Here is a 24,873-nt window from a genome sequence, read left to right as displayed (position 1 = left end):
GTACTAGTCGCGATTGGTAATGTGTTGGGTTCTCACTAAATTTTTCTATGACCTGAAGGCTATAGAACAAGGAAATAAGAATGTTCGAAAAACCAGTTGTTAAGACTTTTCAATACGGTAACCACACCGTTACTCTAGAAACTGGCGTAATTGCACGTCAAGCTACTGCTGCTGTAATGGCAACAATGAACGATACTTCTGTATTTGTATCAGTTGTTGCTAAAAAAGAAGCGGTAGAAGGTCAAGATTTCTTCCCTCTTACAGTTAACTACCAAGAGCGTACTTACGCTGCAGGTAAAATCCCTGGTGGTTTCTTCAAGCGTGAAGGTCGTCCTTCAGAAGGCGAAACACTAACGGCTCGTCTAATTGACCGTCCAATTCGCCCTCTATTCCCAGAAGGTTTCAAAAACGAAGTTCAGGTTATTGCGACAGTAATGTCAGTAAACCCTGACGTACAACCAGACATGGTGACTATGCTGGCAACTTCTGCTGCATTGTCTATCGCTGGTGTACCATTTAACGGTCCTATCGGTGCGGCACGTGTTGGTCATATTGACGGTGAGCTAGTACTTAACCCATCAATGACTGAACTTGCTACTTCTAAACTGGATCTTGTTGTATCTGGTACTGAAGGCGCTGTTCTTATGGTTGAATCTCAAGCTGAGACTCTAACTGAAGAAGAAATGCTAGCTGCTGTTGTTTATGGTCACGACCAACAACAAGTTGCTATCCAAGCAATCAAAGAGTTTGCTGCAGAAGTAGCAACTCCATCTTGGAACTGGGAAGCGCCAGCTGAAAACACTGAGCTAAAAGCAAAAATTGCTGAACTAGCTGAAAGCCAAGTTGTTGAAGCTTACCAAATCACTGAAAAGATGGCGCGTTATGACCGTATCCATCAGATTGGCGATGAAGTTAAAGCAACTCTACTTGCAGAAAACGCTGAGCTTAACCCGAAAGAAATTCACACTATTTTCCACGATCTAGAGAAAACAGTAGTACGTCGCGGCATCATCGCGGGTAACCCTCGTATCGATGGTCGTGAAAAAGACATGGTTCGTGCACTAGATGTGCGTACTGGCGTTCTTCCACGTACTCACGGTTCTGCGCTATTCACTCGTGGCGAAACTCAGGCTATCGTAACTGCAACTCTTGGTACTCAACGTGATGCTCAAATCATCGATGAGCTAACAGGCGAGCGTAAAGATAACTTCCTACTGCACTACAACTTCCCTCCATACTGTGTAGGTGAAACTGGTTTTGTTGGTTCTCCTAAGCGTCGTGAAATCGGCCACGGTAAACTAGCTAAACGTGGTATTGCAGCAGTAATGCCTTCTGTTGAAGATTTCCCATACACAGTTCGTGTTGTATCTGAAATCACTGAATCTAACGGTTCTTCTTCAATGGCTTCTGTATGTGGTACTTCTCTTGCTCTTATGGATGCAGGTGTACCAATCAAAGCGTCTGTTGCGGGTATCGCAATGGGTCTAGTTAAAGAAGGCGACGACTTTGTTGTTCTTTCTGACATCCTAGGTGATGAAGATCATCTTGGTGACATGGACTTTAAAGTAGCGGGTACTTCTGAAGGTATCACAGCACTACAGATGGATATCAAGATCGAAGGTATCACTAAAGAGATCATGCAAATTGCTCTTAACCAAGCGCAAGGTGCACGTAAGCACATCCTTTCTGTAATGGATGACGCTATCTCTGGTGCTCGTGACGATATTTCTCAATTCGCTCCACGTATTCACCAAATGAAGATCAACACAGACAAAATCCGTGACGTTATCGGTAAAGGTGGTGCTGTAATCCGTTCTCTATGTGAAGAGACTGGTACAACTATCGAAATCGAAGATGACGGTACAGTGAAGATCGCTGCAACTTCTGGTGAGCAAGCTCAAGACGCTATCGACCGCATCAAAGCGCTAACTGCTGAAGTTGAAGTAGGTACTATCTACATGGGTAAAGTTGCTCGTCTAGCTGACTTCGGTGCTTTCGTAACGATTCTTCCTGGTAAAGATGGTCTAGTACACATCTCTCAAATCGCTGACAAGCGTGTTGAGAAAGTATCTGACTACCTAACTGAAGGCCAAGAAGTTAAAGTTAAAGTTCTAGAAATCGACCGCCAAGGCCGTGTACGTCTAAGCATGAAGGAAGCGGTAGAAGCTCCTGCAGCAGATGACGCAGCGCCAGCAGCTGAATAATATTGATTTTTAAGAAAAAATTGATGTATGTGTAAATAAAGAGGAGCTTTTTAGCTCCTCTTTTTCTATGCTAAAGGAATCTAGTTTGATTTCGATGTGTCACATGGAGGTAGTATTACGTGAAATGGTTTAGTGTGCTAATAGCCGGACTAGTACTGACAATGTCAGGCTGTTCAAGCATCGGTGGTAAAAATGAGCAATGGGCACCGCCACCAATGGCCGTTCCTTTGCAACCCTCTATTCAACAAGAAGTGCAAATCGCCCGAGCCACTCAGTTGCTATTGCGTAACGATATTAGCAATGATGAGAGAGCTGAGCTGCATTTCCAGCGTGGCGTGTTCTACGATGGTTTAGGCCTGCGAGAATTGGCGCGTTACGACTTTAATCAAAGCTTATCCATCAATCCTGCGCAACCAGAAGTATTTAACCTGCTTGGTGTCTACTTTACTCAAATTGGACAATTTGACGCAGCCTATGAAGCCTTTGACTCAACCCTAGAGTTAGATCCTAATAATCAATATGCCGAGCGAAATCGAGCCATAGCTTTGTATTATGGTGATCGAAATGAACTGGCATTAGATGAAATGATCAAGCATTACAACGATGATCCTAGTGATCCGTTTCGTGCCATGTGGTTGTATATCATCGAAATGAAATCCGATAAAGCGAATGCTAAAGCGCAATTAGAACAGCGTTATGCCCATAAAGATGATAAATGGGGCTGGGTTTTAGTGTCTATGATGCTAGAAAAAGTATCTAATGATGAAGCCTTTATGCAGATTACTGCGGGTGCGCAAGATAACCTTGAATTAGCTGAACGTTTAACAGAAGGGTACTTCTATCTTGCTAAACGATATCAGCTGCAAGGCAATTTTTCAGAAGCGATCAGCCTGTATAAACTGTCATTGAGTTTAAACGTGTACGACTATGTTGAGCATCGATATGCTTTCTTAGAGCTCGGTCGCATCTTTACTCAATTACGAGAAGAGCGAAAACAGCAGCAAGAGCTTGAACAACAACAGCTTGAGCAACAATAGCTGATGCTACAATAGCCTGTGCAATAATAGAAACAAGTTGTTGATATCTAAAAATCAGAAAACCGCCAATACTGGCGGTTTTTTTGTCTCTATCTCTATCTTTTCGAAGGAGTTTGTAGAGGCTGCCTTAACGTAATTCTAGCCCAGCAATCTGATGCCAGTAGCCATTACATTGACGATCTTCAATTATGATCGGAGATTGACCTTGCTCATTCGCCTTAAAAGCATCCATGTGACCAAAGGTATCAATGCCAAGCGGGCTTAAACGCACCACATCGACCAATCCTTGCATTGATGCAATATCATTACCTAAGTTGTAGCAGTAGCCTGATTGCGTTTGAATACCGTTTAAGTTGAAGACGGTTTGGCCTTCTTGGCTATCCACTTTTAAACCAGTAGGGTATTTGATACAGCAGGTCTCGCAGTCATCTTTAGCTTTGTTTTCAGCGCGTGCTGTAAAGCAGCGAGCGGAGTAGGCTAAAGGCAGGTAGCCATGACTAAATACTTCAACTTCGAATTTATTTCGAATCCCTAGTTCATCGCATTGAATTAAGGTTTTGTTTAGCCAATCTCGAGATAGCTCTACAGGCATACACCATCGAATCATCCCTTGTTTGAGAAATAAGTTGAGAGTGTGGGCGTTATAGGTATTTACCGCTGCGCCTACCACAAACGGGATTTTCTTCTCGTGAGCAAGTTGAATGCCTGATACATCGTTTGCTTCAATAGCAAAATCGCCATTATCAATGTACTTTTTCATGATGTTAACTTCACTCGGTGCTTCTAAAAGCGCCATAGTCGATAACACCACTTGTTTGCCGGATGCCGTAAGCTCTTTGGCAATGTCAAACCAATGCTGAGGTTTCATTTCACGGCGTTTAGAACAAACCGATTCACCTAAGTAAATAATGTCTGAGCTTGAGTCTTTTGCTTGTTGATAGAAGCTTTCGACATCTTGCTTTGGCCAAAAATAAAGTAGAGGCCCTAATGAGTATTTCATATTAATTTCCTGCTACTGCCATTTACGATGATAAGCGCCAAGGGTGGTTTGAGTCCCCTCAGATACATTTGCTAGCGCCTTATCCCATTGCGGTTGAACTTGATAGTTCTCAGGATTGCTTTGGTATGCATCAATTGCTGCTCGCCAAGTACGTGTCACTTGCTCTACGTAAGCAGGACTGCGTTGACGACCTTCAATTTTGACTGATGCTACGTTAGCGGCAAACAGCTCGGGCAGCAGTGATAAAGTGTTTAAGCTCGTGGGTTCTTCTAAAGCATGATACAGCTTATTTTCCCCCTCGACTTCGGCGTTAAAACGACCTTTACACAGTGTTGGATAACCGGCATTTTCCCCCGCAGCATAACGATCGATTAAGATTTCATTTAATCGTGATTCAAGGCCTGAATCTGTTTCTTGCCAGCGAACGTATTTAGCCGGTGAACAAGCACCAACGGTATTAGGCGATTCTCCCGTTAAATATGAAGAAAGGTAACAACGACCTTCAGCCATAATACACAAGCTACCAAAAGCGAATACTTCAAGTTCTACGTCAGAGGTGAGATTGCGAGAAAGTTGTTTAACTTGATGAATCGAGAGTACACGCGGAAGAACCACGCGTTTGATATTAAAGTTGCTATGGTAGTAGTCCACAGCCGCAACGTTAGTCGCTGAAGCTTGCACCGAAAGGTGCAGTTCTAACTCTGGATAATGTTTTGCCGCATATTCCAATACTGCTATATCCGCCACAATTAAGGCATCGATGCCATTTTGTGCAGCCATATCAACGGCATTAGTCCATCTTTCAAACCCAGAAGGTTGGGCAAAGGTATTTAACGCAACGTGAATTTTTTTGTTAGCGTTGTGCACATATTGCACCGCTTTTTCAAATTTTTTCCCGTTGAAATTTAAACCGGCAAAGTGACGAGCATTAGTGTCGTCTTTAAAACCGATATAAACCGCATCAGCACCACAATCAATAGCAGTTTTCAGTGCGGGTAGGTTACCGGCAGGGCAGAGTAGTTCCATAATTCTGATAATTAACTGAGCAAATAGTAATGCAGTGTAGCGGTGCTGTTAAAATCGAGAATTGATATAGGGCAGTTTTGCCGATTAAGTGAGTGTTTTTTGAACGGCTTATGACAGAGTTTGACTAAACTCAGTTCATTTATTCCATTTATTCAGTATCATGAGCGGCATTATATGGATGAGAGACATTAACGTGCTTGAGAAAGTAAGACAAAAACTGGTGGCTAATGCTGCGAATATCTTTCGTATGCCGGTCAAATTAATGCCAACGGCAATACAAAATATGACCTTATTAGAAGGGTTAAAGTTGGTTTTTAAAGAAGCGCTAGAAGATGGTGATTTTGAGTTTTTAGAAGGCAAGTGGCTCAAAGTTTCCGTTAATGATATGGATTTGAGTTGGTTTATCAGTTGTGACAATGGCAAATTACTTGTGAGCACAGAGCAAGTGGAGCACCATGTTAGCTTTAGTGGTTCGCTAAATGATCTGGTTCTCATTGCCGGACGAAAAGAAGATCCTGATACCTTGTTTTTTCAGCGCCGCTTAAGCATTGAAGGCGATACTGAACTAGGGTTAGAAGTTAAGAACCTGATGGATAGCGTTGATCTTGATGCGTTACCCAAAACGGTAAAAATGGGTTTAGATCAACTTTCGACATTTGTATCAAAAGGCGTTCAAACCTCTTCAGACTCATATTCATCTTCGGTAAGAGAGACTGAAAATGCTTATTAGAACAGAAGCGCCAGCAGATAACCTTGGGATCTTAGCTCTTTTAGAGCATGCCTTTCCCACAGATGCTGAAGCCAAACTGGTTAATAACTTAAGAGAAAATGGCAATATTACTTTAAGTATCGTGGCCAGTGATGACGAAGGCAAAGTGATTGGCTGCGCTCAGTTTTCTCCTGTCACAGTATCAGGTAGTGATTATGGTTGGCAGGGGCTTGCACCTGTTGCGGTACATGAAGACTATCGTAATCAAGGCATTGCTGAGCAGATGATTAAAGAGGGGTTAAATTCACTATTAGAATTTGGCTACTCTGCTTGTGTGGTACTTGGCGATCCTGAGTATTATTCTCGTTTTGGTTTTTCTTGTGCAGGACAACATCGTTTCCGCTGTCAGTGGGATTTACCCGAGGGTGTTTTTCAAGTTCTCGATTTAACCGGTAAAAGCTTAGATGGTTTATCCGGACTAATCGAATATTGTGAAGAATTTGACCAATTCTGAGGTAAAAGTGAGCGCTAACACATCTTCAACAATGCTTACTGAAATGGGCATTGAGCAATGGCAATTACTGCACCCCAATCGATTAGAAGGGTATAAACAACCGGATATCTCATTAGATAGTGAGATTAAGCTGTTGTTTGTTTCTGCTGAAGTTCCTAGTGGAACCGACGCTGAATTTTTGCAAAAAGTACTGAAAGCGATGAAGTTGCAATTGAGTGACTGCCGCCATCTTTACCCAAATCAGCTACAGCAATTGACTGAGCATAACCTGCAGTGGGTGTGGTTTAGTGATTGTGAACCGACATCGCTAGATAATGTGAAAGTTATCCACTCTCCGTTATTATCTGAAATTGATGGTCATAATCAAAACCGTCGCCAATTATGGAATCAAATACAATCTAATGCTTAATCTTGTCCCATTAGCCTCATCCCATCTAGAAAAAGTCTGGAACATTGAATCACAAGCACATTCTCATCCATGGAAGCGCTCTATGATTGACGATCTTTCTAGCCGAGGCGCGATGCACTTTGCATTTGAGCAAGATGATCAGGTAGTTGGGTATTTCTATGCGCAGAATATTGTTGGCGAGGTGACTTTACTTAATCTTGCAATTAACCCTGAATTACAAGGGCAGGGGTTAGGTACAAAACTCATCGAGCAGTTTATTACCTTGTGTGAGAGTAAAAACATCGAAAGTATTTGGCTTGAAGTTCGTGATTCTAACCAGAAAGCGCAAGCACTGTATCTTAACGCTGGCTTTAATGAAGTCGATAGACGGACTAATTATTACCCTACAGCAACCGGTCGCGAAGATGCGATTATTATGAGTTACCTCTGTCTATAAGTCATTAATCTCATTCAGTCGCTGATTTTTTCAGCGGCTACTTTATTGTTTTTCTTCATGTTAAGTCTCTTTACCCCCTCTAAATGAAATCACTTATCATCTAACCGCACATTTATTTGATCCAGATCATCTGACTATTAAGTTGTAATTTAAATGCTTCTTTTGAGTGAGGTAAACGACTACCATTTTCCTTCTATAACATACATATAAAATAGTACTTTAAGGAAGGTTAAATGTTCTGTATTCAGTGCGAGCAAACAATGCAAACGCCAGTTGCCAATGGTTGTCAGTATGCAATGGGCATGTGTGGTAAAACATCAGAGATCTCTGATCTGCAAGACGTATTGATTTATATTCTTCAAGGTGTCAGTGCGTACGCAAATGCTGCACGTAGCTTAGGTGTAGTTGATGTGGAAGCCGATGCTTACGTACCTCAAGCATTCTTTGCAACATTGACCAATGTAAACTTTGACGATGCTCGTTTAATTGAATACACAGAACAAGCGCTTGCTTACAAAGCAAAATTAAAAGCGGCGTATGAAGCAGCCTGCCTAGTACAAAATGTACAACCTGAAGCATTAGAAGGTGCGGCTCAATTTACTATTGAAGCAGAAAAAGTAACGTTATTGAGCAAAGCGCCAGATGCGGCTTTAAATCATGATGTGACTGAAGTTGGCGAAGATATCTTAGGCTTACGTCTATTAGCCCTTTATGGTCTAAAAGGTGTTGCTGCGTATATGGAACATGCCCGCATTCTTGGTCAGCAAAAAGAAGAAGTATCGGCTGAATTCCACCGCATTATGGCTCGTTTGGGCGAAAACCCGACTGAAATGAATGAGCTTCTGGATCTTGCAATGGCGTGTGGTCACTTAAACTACACAGTAATGCAGATGCTAGATTTAGGTGAAACAGAAGCTTTCGGTCATCCTGTACCGACTAAAGTAAACATGAAGCCTATCGTAGGTAAGGCTATTTTAGTTTCAGGCCATGACCTGATTGATCTTAAATACATCCTTGAGCAAACTGCGGGTAAAGGCATTAATGTTTATACTCACGGTGAAATGCTTCCAGCACATGCTTACCCTGAACTAGGTGGTAAACACCCTCATCTAGTCGGTAACTACGGTAGTGCATGGCAAAACCAGCAAAAAGAGTTTGCTAACTTCCCTGGTGCGATTGTGATGACATCTAACTGTCTTATCAATCCAGAAGTTGGTTCATATGCCGACCGTATGTTCACACGTAACATCGTGGGTTGGCCTGGTGTTGTACACCATACTGGTCATGACTTCTCTGCAGTAATCGAAAAAGCATTAGAGTGTGAAGGCTTTAAGTTTGATGAGATCCCTCTTTACACAACAACCGGCTTTGCTCGCAATGCACTAATGGAAGCCGCTCCTGCTGTTATCGAACAAGTAAAAGCAGGCAACATTCGCCACTTCTTCTTAGTTGGTGGTTGTGACGGTGACAAAAAAGAACGTAACTACTTTACTGAGTTCACTAAAGCGGCACCACAAGATACGGTTATCCTTACTCTAGCTTGCGGTAAATTTAAGTTTAATGATCTTGAGTTTGGTGATGTAAATGGCATCCCTCGTCTACTCGATGTCGGTCAATGTAACGATGCATATTCTGCAATTCAGTTGGCTCTTGCTTTAGCTGATAGCTTTGAATGTGGCGTGAATGAACTGCCTCTATCATTGATCTTATCTTGGTTTGAACAAAAAGCGATTGCTGTACTGCTTACGCTATTAGCGTTAGGCATTAAAGATATCCGTGTAGGTCCTACAGCCCCTGCATTTTTGACAGACAACTTGCTAAAACACCTAAACGAGCAAACGGGTTTACGTTTGATCACTACGGTTGAGCAAGATCTTGCTGATATTTTAGGTTAATCAATCATTTAGATTAACCCTGACCAGAATCACCTAAAGAGGAGCTTTGCTCCTCTTCTTTGACTGCAAATAATGAGTTTTAAAGATGCAACTGACTTGTACTGATATTCGAAAAGATACCTCTGATGTAACCACTTATTGGTTTGAAGCTAATAGTGAAATTGATTTTATTCCCGGACAATTTTTACCTTTAGAAATTGATATTGATGGTGAAACTCATCAACGCTGTTATTCATTGGCCTCTTTACCCGGTGACAAGCAGTGCAGCCTGACCATTAAATGCGTGGCTGGTGGTCTTGTGTCTAACTATCTTGCTGAGCAGTTTACCGTTGGAGATTCTCTTCATTGTGGCGTTGCTGCGGGTGAATTTAATTTTAATGTCGTGAGTAAGCAGCCACTATTGATGCTTAGTGCCGGATGTGGAATTACGCCTGTATATTCAATGCTACTTGCTCGTTTAGCTTCTGACGCATTAGCTGATATTGTCTTTATTCATAGTGCGAGTACGCCTATGGATCGCATTTATGTAGCAGAACTTGAAGCTCTAGCGGCTAAGCACCCAAATCTAAAATTGATTTGGTCGGTAAGCCGAGAAGATGATCAGAACTTATACAGTGCACGTCTTTGCCAAGAGTTATTGCAGTCACAGGTGACGGATATTACTTCACGAACCATATTAATGTGTGGTCCTGATGCTTATATGGAGTCGGCTAAAACTTGGTTTGACTCTCTTGGCGTTAATCCTGCGCATGTTTTTCATGAGCAGTTTAATGCTGCCATTGAAAAATCGGTTGTAGGCAGTGGAGATAAAAATCACACCTTAACGGTTAATGGCAATGAAGTCAGCATCTGCGCAGATGAAACGGTATTGGAAGTATTGGAAAAAGAAGGTCTGCCAATTTTTGCGGCTTGTCGCGCTGGAGTTTGTGGCAGTTGCCGCTGTAAGGGTGATAAAGACAAACTGGTGAGCTCAACCACTGGTCCTCTTAGCGCCGATGACATAGAGCAAGGTTACTTCCTTGCTTGTGCAAGCCAAGTAAAAGACGACATGTTTGTTGAAATTGGCTGATAATTAGACTTTTATTGTAGAGGCTCAACCTAAGGTTGGGCCTTTATTGTATAGATAGATTGTGAAATGGCGTAGAATCAGCGAAAATAGCGCCAATTTTCGCCAGTGCACCAACCAAAAGAATTCGATCATGACAAATAGTCCATTTCAGCAAGAAGTGAGCAAACGCCGTACGTTTGCGATTATCTCTCACCCGGATGCGGGTAAGACGACCATCACCGAAAAAGTATTATTATTCGGAAACGCTATCCAAAAAGCGGGTACGGTAAAAGGTCGTGGTTCTAATCAACATGCCAAGTCAGATTGGATGGAGATGGAAAAAGAACGTGGTATCTCGGTAACCACCTCTGTAATGCAGTTTCCATTTAATGGTTGCTTAGTTAACCTTCTTGATACTCCAGGGCACGAAGACTTCTCTGAAGATACTTACCGTACTCTGACGGCTGTTGATTCATGTTTGATGGTTATTGATGCGGCGAAAGGTGTCGAGGATCGTACGCGTAAACTTATGGAAGTCACGCGTCTACGTGATACGCCAATCGTTACCTTCATGAACAAATTGGACCGTGATGTTCGCGATCCGATGGAAGTTCTGGATGAAGTTGAAAGTGAACTCAGCATGGCATGCGCGCCAATTACTTGGCCTATCGGTTGTGGTAAAGAGTTTAAAGGTATTTATCATATTCACCGTGATGAGACGATTTTATATGAATCTGGTCATGGACATGAAATTCAAGAAGTTCGCATTATTAAAGGGCTTGATAACCCTGAACTAGATGTAGCTGTTGGTGAAGATCTAGCAGAAAGTGTACGTGAAGAGCTTGAGCTTGTTATCGGCGCTTGTCCTGAATTTGATCAAGAGCTATTTTTAGCGGGTGAACTGACTCCTGTATACTTTGGTACCGCACTGGGTAACTTTGGTGTTGATCATATGCTGGAAGGTCTGACTGAATGGGCTCCGGCTCCTCAGACTCGTGAAGCTAATGAACGTAAAGTGATTGCAACAGAAGAGAAATTCTCTGGTTTCGTATTTAAGATCCAAGCGAATATGGATCCTAAGCACCGTGACCGTATTGCCTTTATGCGTATCGTATCGGGCACTTACTCACAAGGCATGAAAATGAACCATGTGCGTACAGGTAAAAACGTCAGTATTTCAGATGCGGTTACCTTTATGGCTGGTGATCGTACTCGCGCTGAGAAAGCGTACGCGGGTGATATCATTGGCTTGCACAACCACGGCACGATTCAAATTGGTGATACCTTTACTCAAGGTGAATCACTCAAGTTTGCTGGTATCCCTAACTTTGCGCCAGAGCTATTCCGTCGTATCCGCCTTCGCGATCCTCTCAAGCAAAAGCAATTGCTGAAAGGCCTTGTTCAGCTTTCAGAAGAAGGGGCAGTACAGGTATTTCGTCCACTACAGAACAACGATCTTATCGTTGGCGCTGTCGGTGTACTTCAGTTTGATGTGGTTGTTGCGCGTCTTAAAGCCGAGTACAACGTAGAAGCGATTTACGAGAGCGTAAACGTTGCTACTGCTCGTTGGATTGAATGTGACGATGTGAAGAAGCTAGAAGAGTTTAAGCGTAAGAGCCAAAGTAACCTAGCCTTAGATGGTGGCGATAACCTTTCTTATGTTGCCCCAACCATGGTCAACTTAAACCTAGCCAAAGAGCGCTTCCCAGAAATCCAGTTCCGCGCAACCCGCGAGCACTAATAATGAAAGCCCGTTGCACATGCAACGGGCTTTTTTTCTATTGCGTGTTCAAGAAAATAAACAGACTCAATCAGGTGTTTTATAATCTGAATAAATAGATAACTACGACAAGGAATCGAGTGTGTGGTTTGATACTCACTGTCATTTAGATTTTCCTGAATTCACTGTGGATACACAGAAAAATAGAGAACTATTTGCCAAATACGATATTTCCCGATTTTTTATCCCCAGTATCGGACCGCAAAATTGGCAGGCGGTTTTACAACTGGCTAGTGAAAACTCACACTCTCATTCTGTAGGCCTTGGAATACACCCCTGTTTTTTACAGCCTTTCATTGATAATCATTCTGTCGAGTTAGAATTAAATAACCTCAGTTCACTGGCATTTCAGCATCGTGAAATTATTTCAGCTATCGGTGAGTGTGGTTTAGATAAACGCATTAATGTCCCTTTAAATAGCCAATTATCCGTCTTTCACTTTCAAATTGAACTAGCCCAGCAATTACAACTGCCTTTAGTTATTCATTCAGTGCAACAGCATCATCATATTCATGACTCATTAAAAAATCGAACTAGGGATAATCTTGGGGTTGTGCATGCATTTAGTGGTAATTATCAGCAAGCGAAAGCATTCATCGATTTGGGTTTGAAAATTGGAGTCGGAGGGGTGATTACTTGGCCGACTGCACAAAAAACACGCGATGCAATCGCAAAGATACCAGTAGATAGTATTGTATTAGAAACGGATGCGCCGGATATGAGAATTGCTGGATTGCAGCATCAACCAAACTCGCCTCATCTGTTGCCTTTAATATTTAATCACTTAATTTTACTTCGCCCAGAAAGTGCTTCTATACTCGCTGAGCAGATATGGGAAAATAGTGCTTGTTTATTTCGTATTTAGTTCCATTTATTTGTGCGGAACATGCAATATTGACTTGTAAATGTGACGGGGATCAATATTATACACGGCAGTTTTGTCGGTTGATTCATGTAACTGTGATTCTCCCCCTGTTTTACTCAATGGCGAGCTGTATAATCGCTGTTGTATAAACATTTTTAAACCTTTAACTTTTTTTTACACATTTTAGAATAAGGAAGCCATAAACCATGAGCCTGTTTATGAGCATAGTCGGTATGTTTGTACTGATTTTAATCGCAGTACTACTATCAGATAATCGTAAAGCAATTAATGTTAGAACAGTAACTGGTGCGTTTGCTATTCAGTTCGCATTAGGTGCATTTATACTTTATGTACCTTGGGGTAAAGACCTTCTGAAAGGATTTTCAGACGGTGTTTCAAGTGTAATAAACTATGGAGCAAAAGGTAGTGAATTCCTTTTTGGTAATTTAGTCGCAACTTATGATGTTGGCTTTATCTTTGCTTTCCGTGTTTTACCTACGCTGATTTTCTTCTCTGCGCTAATCTCAGTACTTTATTACTTGGGTGTTATGCAATGGGTTATTCGTATTCTTGGTGGTGGTCTTCAGAAAGCTCTGGGTACTTCACGCGCGGAATCAATGTCTGCTGCAGCAAACATCTTTGTTGGTCAAACTGAAGCGCCATTAGTGGTTCGTCCATTTGTGCCACGCATGACTCAGTCTGAACTATTTGCAGTAATGTGTGGTGGTCTAGCTTCTATCGCTGGTGGTGTATTAGCCGGTTACGCTTCAATGGGCGTGCCTATTGAATACCTAGTTGCTGCATCATTTATGGCAGCTCCAGGTGGTCTACTATTTGCAAAAATCATCAAGCCTGAAACTGATGAGCCTATCGACCAACTTCCAGATACTCTTGAAGATGGCGAAGACAAGCCTGCTAACGTTATTGATGCTGCCGCTGGTGGTGCTTCTGCAGGTCTTAGCCTTGCATTAAACGTTGGTGCAATGCTTATCGCTTTCATCGGTCTTATTGCACTAATCAACGGCCTTCTAAGTGGCGTTGGTGGTTGGTTTGGTTTTGAGCACCTAACTCTAGAGATGATCTTAGGTTACTTGTTTGCTCCTTTAGCATTCCTAATTGGTGTTCCTTGGAACGAAGCGCAAGTTGCTGGTGAGTTCATTGGTCTTAAAACGGTAGCTAACGAATTTGTTGCTTACGCTAACTTTACTCCATACCTGACTGATGCAGCGCCTGTAGTGCTAACTGAGAAAACGAAAGTTATTATCTCGTTCGCATTATGTGGATTTGCTAACCTTTCTTCTATCGCTATTCTACTCGGTGGCCTAGGTGGTATTGCACCTAAGCGTCGTGGTGATATCGCGCGTATGGGTATTAAGGCTGTTATTGCAGGTACATTGTCAAACCTAATGGCTGCAACCATTGCCGGTTTCTTCATCTCTTTCTAAGAGAGTAGAAACAACTTAATAATAACGCCCCAGTGATAATCGCTGGGGCGTTTTTTCTTTTGTACTGTCAGCCTGCATAACCTCACTTTTTTTTGAGATGCAAACCGTTTGCGTTCATTACTAATGAAACATAGATCAAACTTCCTACTATACTGATCTGCGAAGTCGATAAGATGGACAAGGATTATGAATGAAGTTTTGCTAGCCATATTGGCCGGTTTTTTTGTTGGAGTGTTATTTTCTGCAATAAAACTACCTATTCCTGCTCCTCCTGTTTTATCGGGTGTGATGGGAATTGTCGGTGTCTATCTTGGCGGACATTTCTATCATTGGCTGATAGAACGTTTTTTTTAATAAATACTTATTTCCGTTGTAAACAACAGCGGTCTGCGGTTTAGGATTTATAACCGCGCGGTGACAAGGAAAGCAATTGGTTATTTTATACCAATCACAGTAATTAAGTGGTCAGAAAAAATGCTTGAGAACAAGGCGCAATTTTTGATAAGTAGTTGTTCTACATTCAAAAATCGTAACGCAGTTATCAAGTATTTTAACAAGTTAGAATGGTCAGTTAATTACTACGATTGATATTACCAAGTCTTCATGGAACCAAGTCCGTTCATTGAGTCTGGATGTGCAATAGTCGAACCTACCGATACCGGAACAGTTCGAATTAATGCCGCCAATACTATTTAAACTTTTCGGAGAAAAAAATGAGCGATTTGAAAGTTGCCGCTTTGCGTGCACTTAAATTAATGGACCTTACTACTCTTAATGATGATGATACCGATCAGAAAGTGATCGATCTTTGTCATGCAGCAAAATCAGCGGTAGGTAATACTGCTGCAGTGTGTATTTATCCTCGTTTTGTCCCTATTGCTAAAAAGACATTACGTGAGCAGGGAACCCCTGATGTGAGCATCGCAACAGTGACTAACTTCCCTCACGGCAATGATGATATCGATATTGCAGTAGCAGAAACAAAAGCGGCGGTTGCTTACGGCGCAGATGAAGTTGACGTTGTTTTCCCGTACCGCGCTTTAATGGCTGGTAACGCTGATGTGGGCTTTGAGTTAGTTAAGCAATGTAAAGCGGCTTGTGGCGACATCTTGCTGAAAGTCATTATTGAAACGGGTGAGCTAAAAGAAGAAGCTCTGATTAAACAAGCATCCGAAATTTGCATTAAAGCTGGTGCAAACTTTATTAAAACCTCAACAGGTAAAGTACCGGAAAATGCGACACCAGAATATGCACGTATGATGCTAGAAGTGATTCGTGATATGGGTGTGGCAAAAACAGTCGGCTTTAAGCCTGCTGGTGGCGTGCGTACCGCGGAAGATGCAGCGCTGTACTTAGCAATGGCTGATGAAATCCTAGGTGATTCTTGGGTAGACAGTCGTCATTATCGCTTCGGTGCTTCTAGCTTGCTAACAAGCCTACTTAATACCTTAGAAGTGACAGACGAAAAAGCAGATCCTGCTGCTTATTAATCGTTTTAGAAGGCTCGTGCATTACTGCTGTGGTGTATCGTTATTACGAATAGCGTTGAACTAGGTCGTAACTCGTCGCGAGTCTTTATTTTAAATAATAAAAATCTAAGGTAGGGCGGATGTATTTACCTCAAGAAATTATTCGTAAAAAACGTGATGGTGAAATATTAACAACGGATGAGATTAACTTCTTTATCCAAGGTGTAGCCAATAATAGTGTCTCTGAAGGGCAAATAGCAGCATTTGCTATGACCATATTCTTCAATGAAATGACGATGCCTGAGCGCATTGCTTTGACATGCGCTATGCGTGACTCAGGAATGGTCATTGACTGGGGTCATATGAATTTTTACGGCCCTATTGTCGATAAGCACTCTACTGGTGGTGTCGGCGATGTTACCTCTCTAATGCTTGGCCCAATGGTTGCCGCATGTGGTGGCTTTGTACCTATGATTTCTGGGCGTGGCCTAGGTCATACTGGTGGGACACTAGATAAGCTTGAATCCATTCCAGGCTATAATATCACCCCCAACAATGATGTTTTTGGCCAGGTAGTGAAAGACGCTGGTGTGGCGATTATTGGTCAAACAGGGGATTTAGCACCTGCTGATAAACGCGTCTATGCCACTCGTGATATCACCGCAACGGTTGATAATATCTCACTCATTACCGCTTCTATTTTATCTAAGAAACTTGCCGCAGGCCTAGATTCATTGGTTATGGATGTCAAGGTGGGATCTGGCGCCTTTATGCCAACCTATGAGGCATCAGAAGAGCTTGCTCGTTCTATTGTGGCTGTGGCAAATGGTGCTGGCACTAAGACAACGGCTATTCTTACCGATATGAATCAAGTATTGGCTTCTTCTGCGGGTAATGCATTAGAAGTTCGTGAAGCGGTTCGCTTTTTAACGGGGGAATATCGTAACCCTCGCTTGCTTGAAGTCACCATGGCGTCATGCTGTGAAATGCTGGTACTTGGCAAACTTGCGGATTCTACCGAGCAAGCTCGTGAAAAATTGCTTAGCGTGCTTGATAACGGTAAAGCAGCAGAGTGTTTTAATCAAATGATTGCAGGCCTTGGCGGGCCACATGACTTTGTTAGCAACTATACTCAATACTTACCTGTAGCTGAGATCATTAAACCAGTTTTTGCTGATCAACATGGCACTGTTATCAGTATGGATACACGCGCTATTGGCATGGCGGTTGTGGGTATGGGCGGAGGACGTCGAGTCGCAACAGACACGATTGATTATGCGGTAGGTTTTGATCAGTTTATTCAATTAGGTGACGTGGCCAATGCAGATAAACCTTTGGCTATGATTCATGTGCGAAATGAGCAGCAGTGGCAAGAAGCGGCTAACGCACTAAAAGCGGCTATTCATATCGGTGACAAATCGCAGTATCAAGCAACACCTGAAGTGTATGCACAGATACGAGCTGAAGATTTATAGGCAGGATAGAATAATGAAACGAGCCATAATTTTAGTTTTAGATTCATTTGGTATTGGCGCAACGCAAGACGCTGATAAATTTGGTGACGTAGGCTCTGATACTTTAGGTCACATTGCACAGCATTGTGCGAAAGGCTTAGCCAATTCAGACACTCGAAATGGCCCTTTAACCCTACCTAATTTATCTAAGTTAGGTTTGGGTTTAGCCGCTCAAGAATCAACAGGACAATTTCCTATTGGTTTAGATAGCAATGCCGAGATCATTGGTGCTTATGGGCACGCTGCTGAAATCTCATCAGGTAAAGATACACCATCGGGTCACTGGGAAATTGCCGGTGTACCGGTACTGTTTGATTGGGGTTACTTTACTGATAAGCAAAACAGTTTTCCCCAAGAGTTACTCGATCGCATTGTTAAGCGCGCTGGTCTAAAAGGCTATTTGGGTAACTGCCATGCATCAGGCACCCAAGTGCTCGATGATCTGGGTGAAGAACATATGCTAACAGGAAAGCCAATTTTTTATACTTCAGCAGATTCAGTATTTCAAATTGCCTGTCATGAAGAGACTTACGGTTTAGATAACCTACTTGAGCTTTGTCATATTGTTCGAGAAGAACTGGAAGATTACAACATTGGTCGTGTTATCGCCCGACCATTTGTTGGAGACAAAGTAGAAGGGTTTAAACGTACGGGTAATCGTCGAGATCTTTCTATTGAGCCACCTGCTACAACCGTGCTGCAAAAACTGGTTGATGAGAAGCAGGGTGAGGTGATTTCTATAGGCAAGATTGCTGATATTTATGCTAATTGCGGGATTACCAAAAAAGAGAAAGCCACTGGCCTAGAAGACCTGTTCAACTTAACACTACAACAAGTGAAAAAAGCGCAGGATAACAGCATCGTATTTACTAACTTTGTTGATTTTGATTCTTCTTATGGTCATCGCCGCGATGTTGCAGGCTATGCTGCCGCTCTTGAGTATTTTGATACTCGTTTGCCAGAGATTTTGGCAATTTTACAGCCAAATGATGTGCTTATTCTTACTGCAGATCATGGTTGTGACCCAACATGGCAAGGTACAGATCATACTCGCGAACATATCCCTGTACTTGTTTATGGGCAGAATATTAAAGCGGGCTCACTAGGCAGACGTTCGACTTTTGCTGATATTGGTCAGAGCTTAGCTCACTATTTTCAGACTTCTAAAATGGACTATGGAACTAACTTTCTTTAACTGGAAAGTAGATTCAATATTTTCGCTACTAGGGTTAAATCGCCCTAATAACAAATAATGTATAAAAGGAAATAAATAAATGGCTACTCCTCATATTAATGCAGAAATGGGTGATTTTGCTGACGTGGTATTGATGCCAGGTGACCCACTACGAGCTAAGTACATCGCTGAAACTTTCCTAGACAACGTAGTGCAAGTCTGTGATGTACGTAATATGTACGGATTTACGGGCACTTATAAAGGCCGTAAGATCTCCGTTATGGGGCACGGTATGGGTATCCCTTCTTGTTCTATTTACGTCACTGAACTTGTGAAAGATTACGGGGTTAAGAAAGTAATCCGTGTGGGTAGCTGTGGCGCTGTTCGTGATGATGTGAACTTACGTGATGTAGTGATTGGCATTGGCGCATGTACGGATTCTAAAGTAAACCGTATTCGCTTTAAGGATCATGACTTTGCTGCGATTGCAGATTATGGCATGGCACGTAATGCTGAGCGCGCAGCAGAAAAGCTAGGCATTAATGTTAAAGTCGGTAACCTATTTTCGGCAGAACTTTTCTATACGCCCGATCCTGACATGTTCGATGTGATGGATAAATACGGTGTGCTGGGTGTAGAAATGGAAGCGGCTGGTATTTATGGTATTGCCGCTGAATATGGCGTGAAAGCTTTGGCTATTTGTACCGTATCAGATCATATCAAGCGCGGTGAGCAAACGACCTCTGATGAACGTGCGACAACCTTCAATGAAATGATGGAAATCGCTTTAGAGTCAGTACTTTTAGGTGATGAGGAATAATATCAATCGTAGTAAATCTCTGATCATTTACTTACTGTGATTGATATAAGCTTTAACCTATACAAGTAAACCGATAATAAAGCTTGGTTCTGCATTAGTAGAACCAAGCTTTTTTTATGATTTTTTCTTTCTAAGTACCAGAGTTAGTAATACTCCCGAGAAAAAGCTCATTATGATCATTAAAAACATGGCTCGATCACTATTGCGATAGTGATGATCAGAAAAGGCGGTAACGCGACCTTTTTCAAAAGTAATTCGCACATAGCCGATGATGGCATCTTGAGAGAAAATCGGCTCGACCAATTGTTGCTTTCCAATACCCGCTGATGACAGTGGTGTATTCATCCCTAGTGATTCTTGTACGGTTTTGGCATTGCTGCTCGACGCAATTTTAACACCACTATTATTATAAATAATGGCATCGGCAACGAGAGTGTCGCGAGCTAATTGATTGGCTAGATGTCTTAGTTTTTCTTGATCTTCGGTGACGACAAAGTTACTGGCACTTAACGCCGCTTGTGAGATCAATAGTTTTGTTAGAGTTTGTAACTGTTTTGTTTGGATTTGCTGATTGCCTTGGCTGATATAGACGCTATTGCGCGCAATCGACACCAGCATCAATATGAGCAAGCTAACAAAGACTAATTTAATAAACAAACGCAGTGAAAATAGAGATTCTTTCATTTAGAAAAACATCATTAATGTACCCTATTGCATAGTGATACTTGCGTAAACAAATTGCAATAGGGTAAGTTGAGGGTAATGTTTCCCTCAAAACGGATTTGAATCTTCATGGAAGTCAAAGAATTACAATATCTTACGCCATTTAAGGCTGCTGATTTAGAGCTATTGGCCGTTGCTTTTGTTGATGTTAATCACCAGACATTAACTGAAATTTTCCCTATAGAAGAGCAATTTGCTACATGGCATGTTGGTCGATATCAAGTTTTGCTGACTACTTGTATTGCAATTGATAATAATATTAATGCATTAAAAAATGCACAGATTGATACCGCTTCTCTTAAAGATCTTCCAAATATGAGTAAGCCAGGGCTTGCTCTGTTTGATATGGATTCAACACTGATTGAAATTGAGTGTATTGATGAAATTGCCAAGCTTGCTGGCGTTGGAGAGGAAGTATCCGAAGTCACTGAGCGTGCCATGCAGGGTGAGTTGGATTTTGAGCAAAGCCTTAGACAAAGAGTATCCAAATTAGCGGATGCAGATGAGTCAATTCTAATGGAAGTTCGCAGTGAGCTGCCATTAATGGCAGAAGCTCAGCAACTAATTGATGGCTTAAAGCAGTGTGGATGGAAAGTTGCCGTTGCATCTGGTGGTTTTACTTACTTTTCTAATCATCTAAAAGAGTTACTCGAGCTTGATTATGCTCGCTCAAATCAGTTAGAAATTGACTCAGGTAAGTTAACTGGAAATGTGCTCGGTGAGGTGGTATCGGCGCAAACTAAAGCTGATATTTTACAGCAACTAAGAGATGAGTATCAGCTAGATAATAGTAATTGTATTGCTGTTGGAGATGGTGCTAACGACTTAGTGATGATGGCTGCTGCCGGTTTAGGGATTGCGTATCACGCTAAACCTAAGGTAGTCGAACAAGCTCAAGCTGCGGTAAACTATGCTGACTTAGGTGGTGTGCTGTGTATTTTATCAGCTAGCCATGTTTTACAATCCCTAAAAACAAAGAATAATTAATGGCAAAAGTAAAAACAGCTTACGTTTGTAATGATTGCGGTGCAGATTTTCCGCGCTGGCAAGGTCAGTGCAGTGCTTGTGGTGCATGGAACACTGTCACAGAAGTACGTCTAGCGGCCTCTCCACAAGTTGCTCGTAATGAGCGCTTAAGTGGTTATGCTGGAAATGTCGAGTCTAAAGTACAAATGCTCGCAGATATTGATCTGCAAGATGTCCCTCGATTTAGCAGCACTTTTAAAGAATTCGACCGTGTTTTAGGTGGTGGTATTGTACCTGGTGCCGCCATTTTAATTGGCGGTAGCCCGGGTGCGGGTAAGTCGACAATGTTATTGCAAACAATGTGTCGTTTAGCGGCAACTTTGCCAACTCTGTATGTGACGGGTGAAGAATCGTTGCAACAAGTAGCTATGCGAGCATCGCGCTTAGGTTTGCCTAAAGATAACCTTAAAATGTTGTCAGAAACCAACGTCGATAAAATCTGTCAGGTGGCAGAAAAAGAACAACCTAAAATTATGGTCATTGACTCAATTCAGGTTATGCATGTCTCTGACGTGCAATCTTCCCCTGGTACGGTAGCTCAAGTGCGAGAATCGGCAACAACATTAACTCGCTATGCTAAGCAAAATAATGTTGCGGTATTTATGGTGGGCCATGTCACTAAAGATGGTTCTTTAGCGGGGCCTAAGGTGCTAGAGCACATCATTGACTGCTCTGTATTACTTGATGGTGGTGTAGACAGTCGCTTTAGAACATTACGCAGTCATAAAAATAGATTTGGCGCGGTGAATGAGTTAGGCGTGTTTGCCATGACAGAGCAGGGCTTAAAAGAGGTGTCAAATCCCTCAGCTATATTCTTATCTCGTGGAGAAGAGCAAACGTCTGGCAGTTCAGTCATGGTGATTTGGGAGGGGACAAGACCGCTACTTGTCGAAATTCAAGCATTGGTCGATTACTCTCAACTCGCAAATCCAAGGCGTGTTGCGGTAGGCCTTGAACAAAATCGTCTTTCTATGCTTCTTGCAGTACTGCATAAGCATGGAGGGTTGCAGATGGCCGATCAAGACGTATTCGTTAATGTTGTGGGTGGTGTTAAAGTAACAGAAACCAGTGCAGACTTAGCTTTATTGATGGCACTTCTTTCAAGCTTTAGAGATAGAGCGTTGCCAAAAGATGTTGTTGTTTTCGGTGAAGTGGGTCTTGCTGGGGAAATTCGCCCTGTACCTAGTGGTCAAGAACGACTTAATGAAGCCTTCAAGCATGGCTTTACTAAAGCGATTGTACCGAGTGCCAATATGCCTAAAGGCGGTATCGCTGGTATGCAAATACACGCGGTTAAAAATTTATCTGAAGCAATTCAAGCATTTGATGAAATGTAATGGCGTAGAAACAAAATAATATTACCTTGGATGAGCAAAGGCACTTTTCACGGGCTTGATTCTCATCTATAGTTCCCTCACAGAAATTAAAAGGCGAAATTTTCGCTCAACAAGCACACAGAGCTATCAGTCTATCCAGATTGTGGTATACTCTGCGCGCATTTTATATCCTATTGATAGAGTAAAACGATGACTGATTTATCAAAATACAGAAATATTGGTATTTTCGCGCACGTTGATGCGGGTAAAACCACGACAACTGAGCGTATCCTAAAGCTTACCGGCCAGATCCACAAAACTGGTGAAGTTCATGATGGTGAATCAACTACTGACTTCATGGAACAGGAAGCTGAGCGCGGTATTACTATCCAGTCTGCAGCAGTAAGCTGTTTTTGGAAAGGCTACCGTCTAAACGTTATCGATACTCCGGGACACGTTGACTTCACAGTTGAAGTTTACCGTTCTCTTAAAGTTCTTGATGGCGGCGTCGGCGTATTCTGTGGTTCTGGTGGTGTTGAACCACAATCAGAAACTAACTGGCGTTACGCGAACGAATCAGAAGTATCTCGTCTGATCTTCGTTAACAAACTAGACCGTATGGGTGCAGACTTCTACAACGTTGTTGACCAAGTTAAAAACGTTCTAGGTGCTACTCCTCTAGTTATGGTTCTACCTATCGGCCGCGAAGATGACTTCGTTGGTGTTGTAGACCTTCTAACTCGTAAAGCATACGTTTGGGATGACACTGGTCTTCCTGAAAACTACGAAATTAAAGATATCCCTGCGGATATGGTTGATGATGTAGAGCAATACCGTGAAGAGCTAATCGAAACTGCTGTAGAGCAAGACGACGACCTAATGATGGCTTACATGGAAGGCGAAGAACCTTCTATTGATGACATCAAAGCTTGTATCCGTACTGGTACTCGTAAACTGGCGTTCTTCCCTACATACTGTGGTTCTGCATTTAAGAACAAGGGCGTACAAATCGTTCTTGACGCTGTAGTTGATTACCTACCTTCTCCAACAGAAGTTGATCCTCAACCTCTAATGGACGAAGAAGGCAATGAAAATGGCGAGCACGCTATTGTTTCTGCTGATGAAACATTTAAAGCGCTAGCATTCAAAATTATGGATGACCGCTTCGGTGCACTAACTTTCGTTCGTATTTACTCAGGTAAATTGAACAAAGGTGACACCATCATGAACTCTTACACTGGTAAAACAGAGCGTGTTGGCCGTATGGTTGAGATGCAAGCTGATGACCGTAACGAACTTACTAGCGCACAAGCTGGTGATATCATTGCAATCGTTGGTATGAAGAATGTTCAAACAGGTCACACTCTATGTGATCCTAAAGACCAAGTTACTCTTGAGCCAATGGTATTCCCAACTCCAGTAATCTCAATCGCTGTATCTCCTAAAGATAAAGGCGGTTCTGAGAAAATGGGTATCGCTATCGGTAAAATGGTTGCAGAAGATCCTTCTTTCCAAGTTGAAACTGACGAAGAAACAGGCGAAACCATCCTTAAAGGTATGGGTGAGCTTCACCTAGACATTAAAGTTGACATCCTTAAGCGTACTTACGGTGTTGACCTAACTGTTGGTGCTCCTCAGGTTGCTTACCGTGAAACTATCACTCAGCCAATTGAAGATAGCTACACGCATAAGAAACAGTCTGGTGGTTCTGGTCAGTTCGGTAAAATTGATTACCGTATCAAGCCTGGTGAAGCTGGTTCTGGCTTTAGCTTCAAGTCTTCAGTTGTTGGTGGTAACGTTCCTAAGGAATTCTGGCCTGCAGTTGAGAAAGGCTTTGCTGGCATGATGGAAAACGGTGTTCTAGCTGGTTTCCCAACTCTAGATGTTGAAGTTGAACTATATGACGGTGGCTTCCACGCAGTCGATTCATCTGCAATCGCATTTGAAATTGCAGCGAAAGGTGCATTCCGCCAATCAATGCCTAAAGCTGGTGCGCAACTTCTTGAGCCTATCATGCACGTTGACGTATTTACTCCAGACGATCACGTTGGTGATGTTATCGGTGACCTTAACCGTCGTCGTGGCATGATCAAAGATCAACAAGCTGGCGTAACTGGTGTTCGTATTAAAGCTGACGTACCTCTTTCTGAGATGTTCGGCTACATCGGTCACCTACGTACAATTACTTCAGGCCGTGGTCAGTTCTCTATGGAGTTCTCACACTACGCTGCTTGCCCAATGAACGTGGCAGAAGAAGTAATCGCAAAAGTTAAAGCTGAGAAAGCTAACAAATAATTATTTGCTGCTAACTTGCTAATAAAAAGCCCCGATAACGAAAGTTATCGGGGCTTTTTGTTATTTGTAAAGTAAGCGATTAATAAAGATCATACCAATTACATTAATTATGTTACCAACTTAATCCAGTCTCTAAAGCAGAGTGATATCACTCTGCTTTTATCTTCA

The 24,873-nt window shown here is 42.2% G+C and carries 22 protein-coding genes; 19 read left to right on the top strand and 3 right to left on the bottom strand.

The window, feature by feature from the left end:
* The first annotated feature begins 80 nt into the window (after nucleotides 1-80).
* Together pnp and nlpI are read left to right on the top strand one after the other, a co-directional pair.
* On the top strand, nucleotides 81-2,204 hold the full coding sequence (gene pnp, locus A9260_RS16295; protein ID WP_068700883.1) for a polyribonucleotide nucleotidyltransferase: 2,124 nt from the start codon (nucleotides 81-83) through the stop codon (nucleotides 2,202-2,204).
* A 119-nt stretch (nucleotides 2,205-2,323) separates the two neighbouring features.
* The gene (gene nlpI, locus A9260_RS16290; RefSeq protein WP_068700881.1) at nucleotides 2,324-3,241 is read left to right on the top strand and encodes a lipoprotein NlpI; all 918 of its coding nucleotides are present in this window, start codon (nucleotides 2,324-2,326) and stop codon (nucleotides 3,239-3,241) included.
* Between the two features lie 127 nt (nucleotides 3,242-3,368).
* Here nlpI and A9260_RS16285 read toward each other — a convergent pair whose 3' ends face one another.
* Nucleotides 3,369-4,241, bottom strand: coding sequence for a U32 family peptidase (locus tag A9260_RS16285; RefSeq protein ID WP_068700879.1), 873 nt, complete (start codon nucleotides 4,239-4,241; stop codon nucleotides 3,369-3,371).
* A gap of 12 nt (nucleotides 4,242-4,253) precedes the next feature.
* Nucleotides 4,254-5,267, bottom strand: coding sequence for a ubiquinone anaerobic biosynthesis protein UbiU (ubiU, locus tag A9260_RS16280; RefSeq protein WP_068700877.1), 1,014 nt, complete (start codon nucleotides 5,265-5,267; stop codon nucleotides 4,254-4,256).
* Between the two features lie 193 nt (nucleotides 5,268-5,460).
* On the opposite strand from ubiU, the gene ubiT reads away from it, so the two are divergent.
* From ubiT to deoD, 14 genes are all read left to right on the top strand, one after another.
* The gene (gene ubiT, locus A9260_RS16275; RefSeq protein ID WP_068700875.1) at nucleotides 5,461-5,997 is read left to right on the top strand and encodes a ubiquinone anaerobic biosynthesis accessory factor UbiT; all 537 of its coding nucleotides are present in this window, start codon (nucleotides 5,461-5,463) and stop codon (nucleotides 5,995-5,997) included.
* The gene (locus tag A9260_RS16270) at nucleotides 5,987-6,490 is read left to right on the top strand and encodes a GNAT family N-acetyltransferase (RefSeq protein WP_068700873.1); all 504 of its coding nucleotides are present in this window, start codon (nucleotides 5,987-5,989) and stop codon (nucleotides 6,488-6,490) included. Before ubiT ends, A9260_RS16270 begins: the two co-directional genes overlap by 11 nt.
* Before the next feature lie 7 nt (nucleotides 6,491-6,497).
* Nucleotides 6,498-6,899 carry a DNA polymerase III subunit psi gene (locus tag A9260_RS16265; protein ID WP_231892628.1) on the top strand — a complete coding sequence of 134 codons (402 nt, stop codon included), beginning with the start codon at nucleotides 6,498-6,500 and terminating at the stop codon, nucleotides 6,897-6,899.
* Nucleotides 6,892-7,335 carry a ribosomal protein S18-alanine N-acetyltransferase gene (gene rimI, locus A9260_RS16260; RefSeq protein ID WP_068700868.1) on the top strand — a complete coding sequence of 148 codons (444 nt, stop codon included), beginning with the start codon at nucleotides 6,892-6,894 and terminating at the stop codon, nucleotides 7,333-7,335. The genes A9260_RS16265 and rimI overlap by 8 nt, the downstream gene beginning before the upstream one ends.
* A 233-nt stretch (nucleotides 7,336-7,568) precedes the next feature.
* Nucleotides 7,569-9,230 (top strand): hydroxylamine reductase, encoded by a 1,662-nt coding sequence (gene hcp / locus A9260_RS16255; RefSeq protein WP_068700866.1) that lies wholly within the window; start codon nucleotides 7,569-7,571, stop codon nucleotides 9,228-9,230.
* 85 nt (nucleotides 9,231-9,315) lie between these two features.
* On the top strand, nucleotides 9,316-10,299 hold the full coding sequence (locus A9260_RS16250) for a hybrid-cluster NAD(P)-dependent oxidoreductase (protein WP_068700864.1): 984 nt from the start codon (nucleotides 9,316-9,318) through the stop codon (nucleotides 10,297-10,299).
* 130 nt (nucleotides 10,300-10,429) lie between these two features.
* Nucleotides 10,430-12,019: a peptide chain release factor 3 gene (gene prfC / locus A9260_RS16245; protein WP_068700862.1), complete on the top strand. Its 1,590-nt coding sequence runs from the start codon at nucleotides 10,430-10,432 to the stop codon at nucleotides 12,017-12,019.
* 121 nt (nucleotides 12,020-12,140) lie between these two features.
* Nucleotides 12,141-12,923, top strand: coding sequence for a TatD family hydrolase (locus A9260_RS16240; protein ID WP_068700858.1), 783 nt, complete (start codon nucleotides 12,141-12,143; stop codon nucleotides 12,921-12,923).
* A gap of 206 nt (nucleotides 12,924-13,129) precedes the next feature.
* A complete protein-coding gene (locus tag A9260_RS16235) occupies nucleotides 13,130-14,368 on the top strand; it encodes a NupC/NupG family nucleoside CNT transporter (RefSeq protein WP_068700856.1) in 1,239 nt (412 codons plus the stop codon).
* Nucleotides 14,369-14,554: 186 nt separating this feature from the next.
* A complete protein-coding gene (locus tag A9260_RS16230; RefSeq protein ID WP_068700853.1) occupies nucleotides 14,555-14,722 on the top strand; it encodes a XapX domain-containing protein in 168 nt (55 codons plus the stop codon).
* Nucleotides 14,723-15,081: 359 nt separating this feature from the next.
* Nucleotides 15,082-15,858: a deoxyribose-phosphate aldolase gene (gene deoC, locus A9260_RS16225; RefSeq protein ID WP_068700851.1), complete on the top strand. Its 777-nt coding sequence runs from the start codon at nucleotides 15,082-15,084 to the stop codon at nucleotides 15,856-15,858.
* A gap of 119 nt (nucleotides 15,859-15,977) precedes the next feature.
* On the top strand, nucleotides 15,978-17,312 hold the full coding sequence (deoA, locus tag A9260_RS16220) for a thymidine phosphorylase (RefSeq protein ID WP_068700850.1): 1,335 nt from the start codon (nucleotides 15,978-15,980) through the stop codon (nucleotides 17,310-17,312).
* Between the two features lie 13 nt (nucleotides 17,313-17,325).
* Nucleotides 17,326-18,546, top strand: a complete 1,221-nt coding sequence (locus A9260_RS16215; RefSeq protein ID WP_068700848.1) for a phosphopentomutase — start codon at nucleotides 17,326-17,328, stop codon at nucleotides 18,544-18,546.
* Nucleotides 18,547-18,625: 79 nt separating this feature from the next.
* Nucleotides 18,626-19,345 (top strand): purine-nucleoside phosphorylase, encoded by a 720-nt coding sequence (gene deoD / locus A9260_RS16210; protein ID WP_068700846.1) that lies wholly within the window; start codon nucleotides 18,626-18,628, stop codon nucleotides 19,343-19,345.
* 114 nt (nucleotides 19,346-19,459) lie between these two features.
* Here deoD and A9260_RS16205 read toward each other — a convergent pair whose 3' ends face one another.
* Nucleotides 19,460-20,029, bottom strand: a complete 570-nt coding sequence (locus tag A9260_RS16205; protein WP_068700844.1) for a YtjB family periplasmic protein — start codon at nucleotides 20,027-20,029, stop codon at nucleotides 19,460-19,462.
* Nucleotides 20,030-20,137: 108 nt separating this feature from the next.
* On the opposite strand from A9260_RS16205, the gene serB reads away from it, so the two are divergent.
* From serB to fusA, 3 genes are all read left to right on the top strand, one after another.
* Nucleotides 20,138-21,055, top strand: a complete 918-nt coding sequence (gene serB / locus A9260_RS16200) for a phosphoserine phosphatase SerB (protein WP_068700842.1) — start codon at nucleotides 20,138-20,140, stop codon at nucleotides 21,053-21,055.
* Nucleotides 21,055-22,431, top strand: a complete 1,377-nt coding sequence (gene radA, locus A9260_RS16195; RefSeq protein WP_068700839.1) for a DNA repair protein RadA — start codon at nucleotides 21,055-21,057, stop codon at nucleotides 22,429-22,431. The genes serB and radA overlap by 1 nt, the downstream gene beginning before the upstream one ends.
* A gap of 189 nt (nucleotides 22,432-22,620) precedes the next feature.
* Nucleotides 22,621-24,705: an elongation factor G gene (fusA, locus tag A9260_RS16190; RefSeq protein WP_068700837.1), complete on the top strand. Its 2,085-nt coding sequence runs from the start codon at nucleotides 22,621-22,623 to the stop codon at nucleotides 24,703-24,705.
* The last annotated feature ends 168 nt before the right edge of the window (nucleotides 24,706-24,873 follow it).

This window comes from Vibrio sp. UCD-FRSSP16_30 (genome assembly GCF_001676025.1).
Classification (GTDB): Bacteria; Pseudomonadota; Gammaproteobacteria; order Enterobacterales; family Vibrionaceae; genus Vibrio.
Note: the sequence above shows the minus strand (reverse complement) of the source record. Positions and strands in the feature narration are given on the sequence as shown.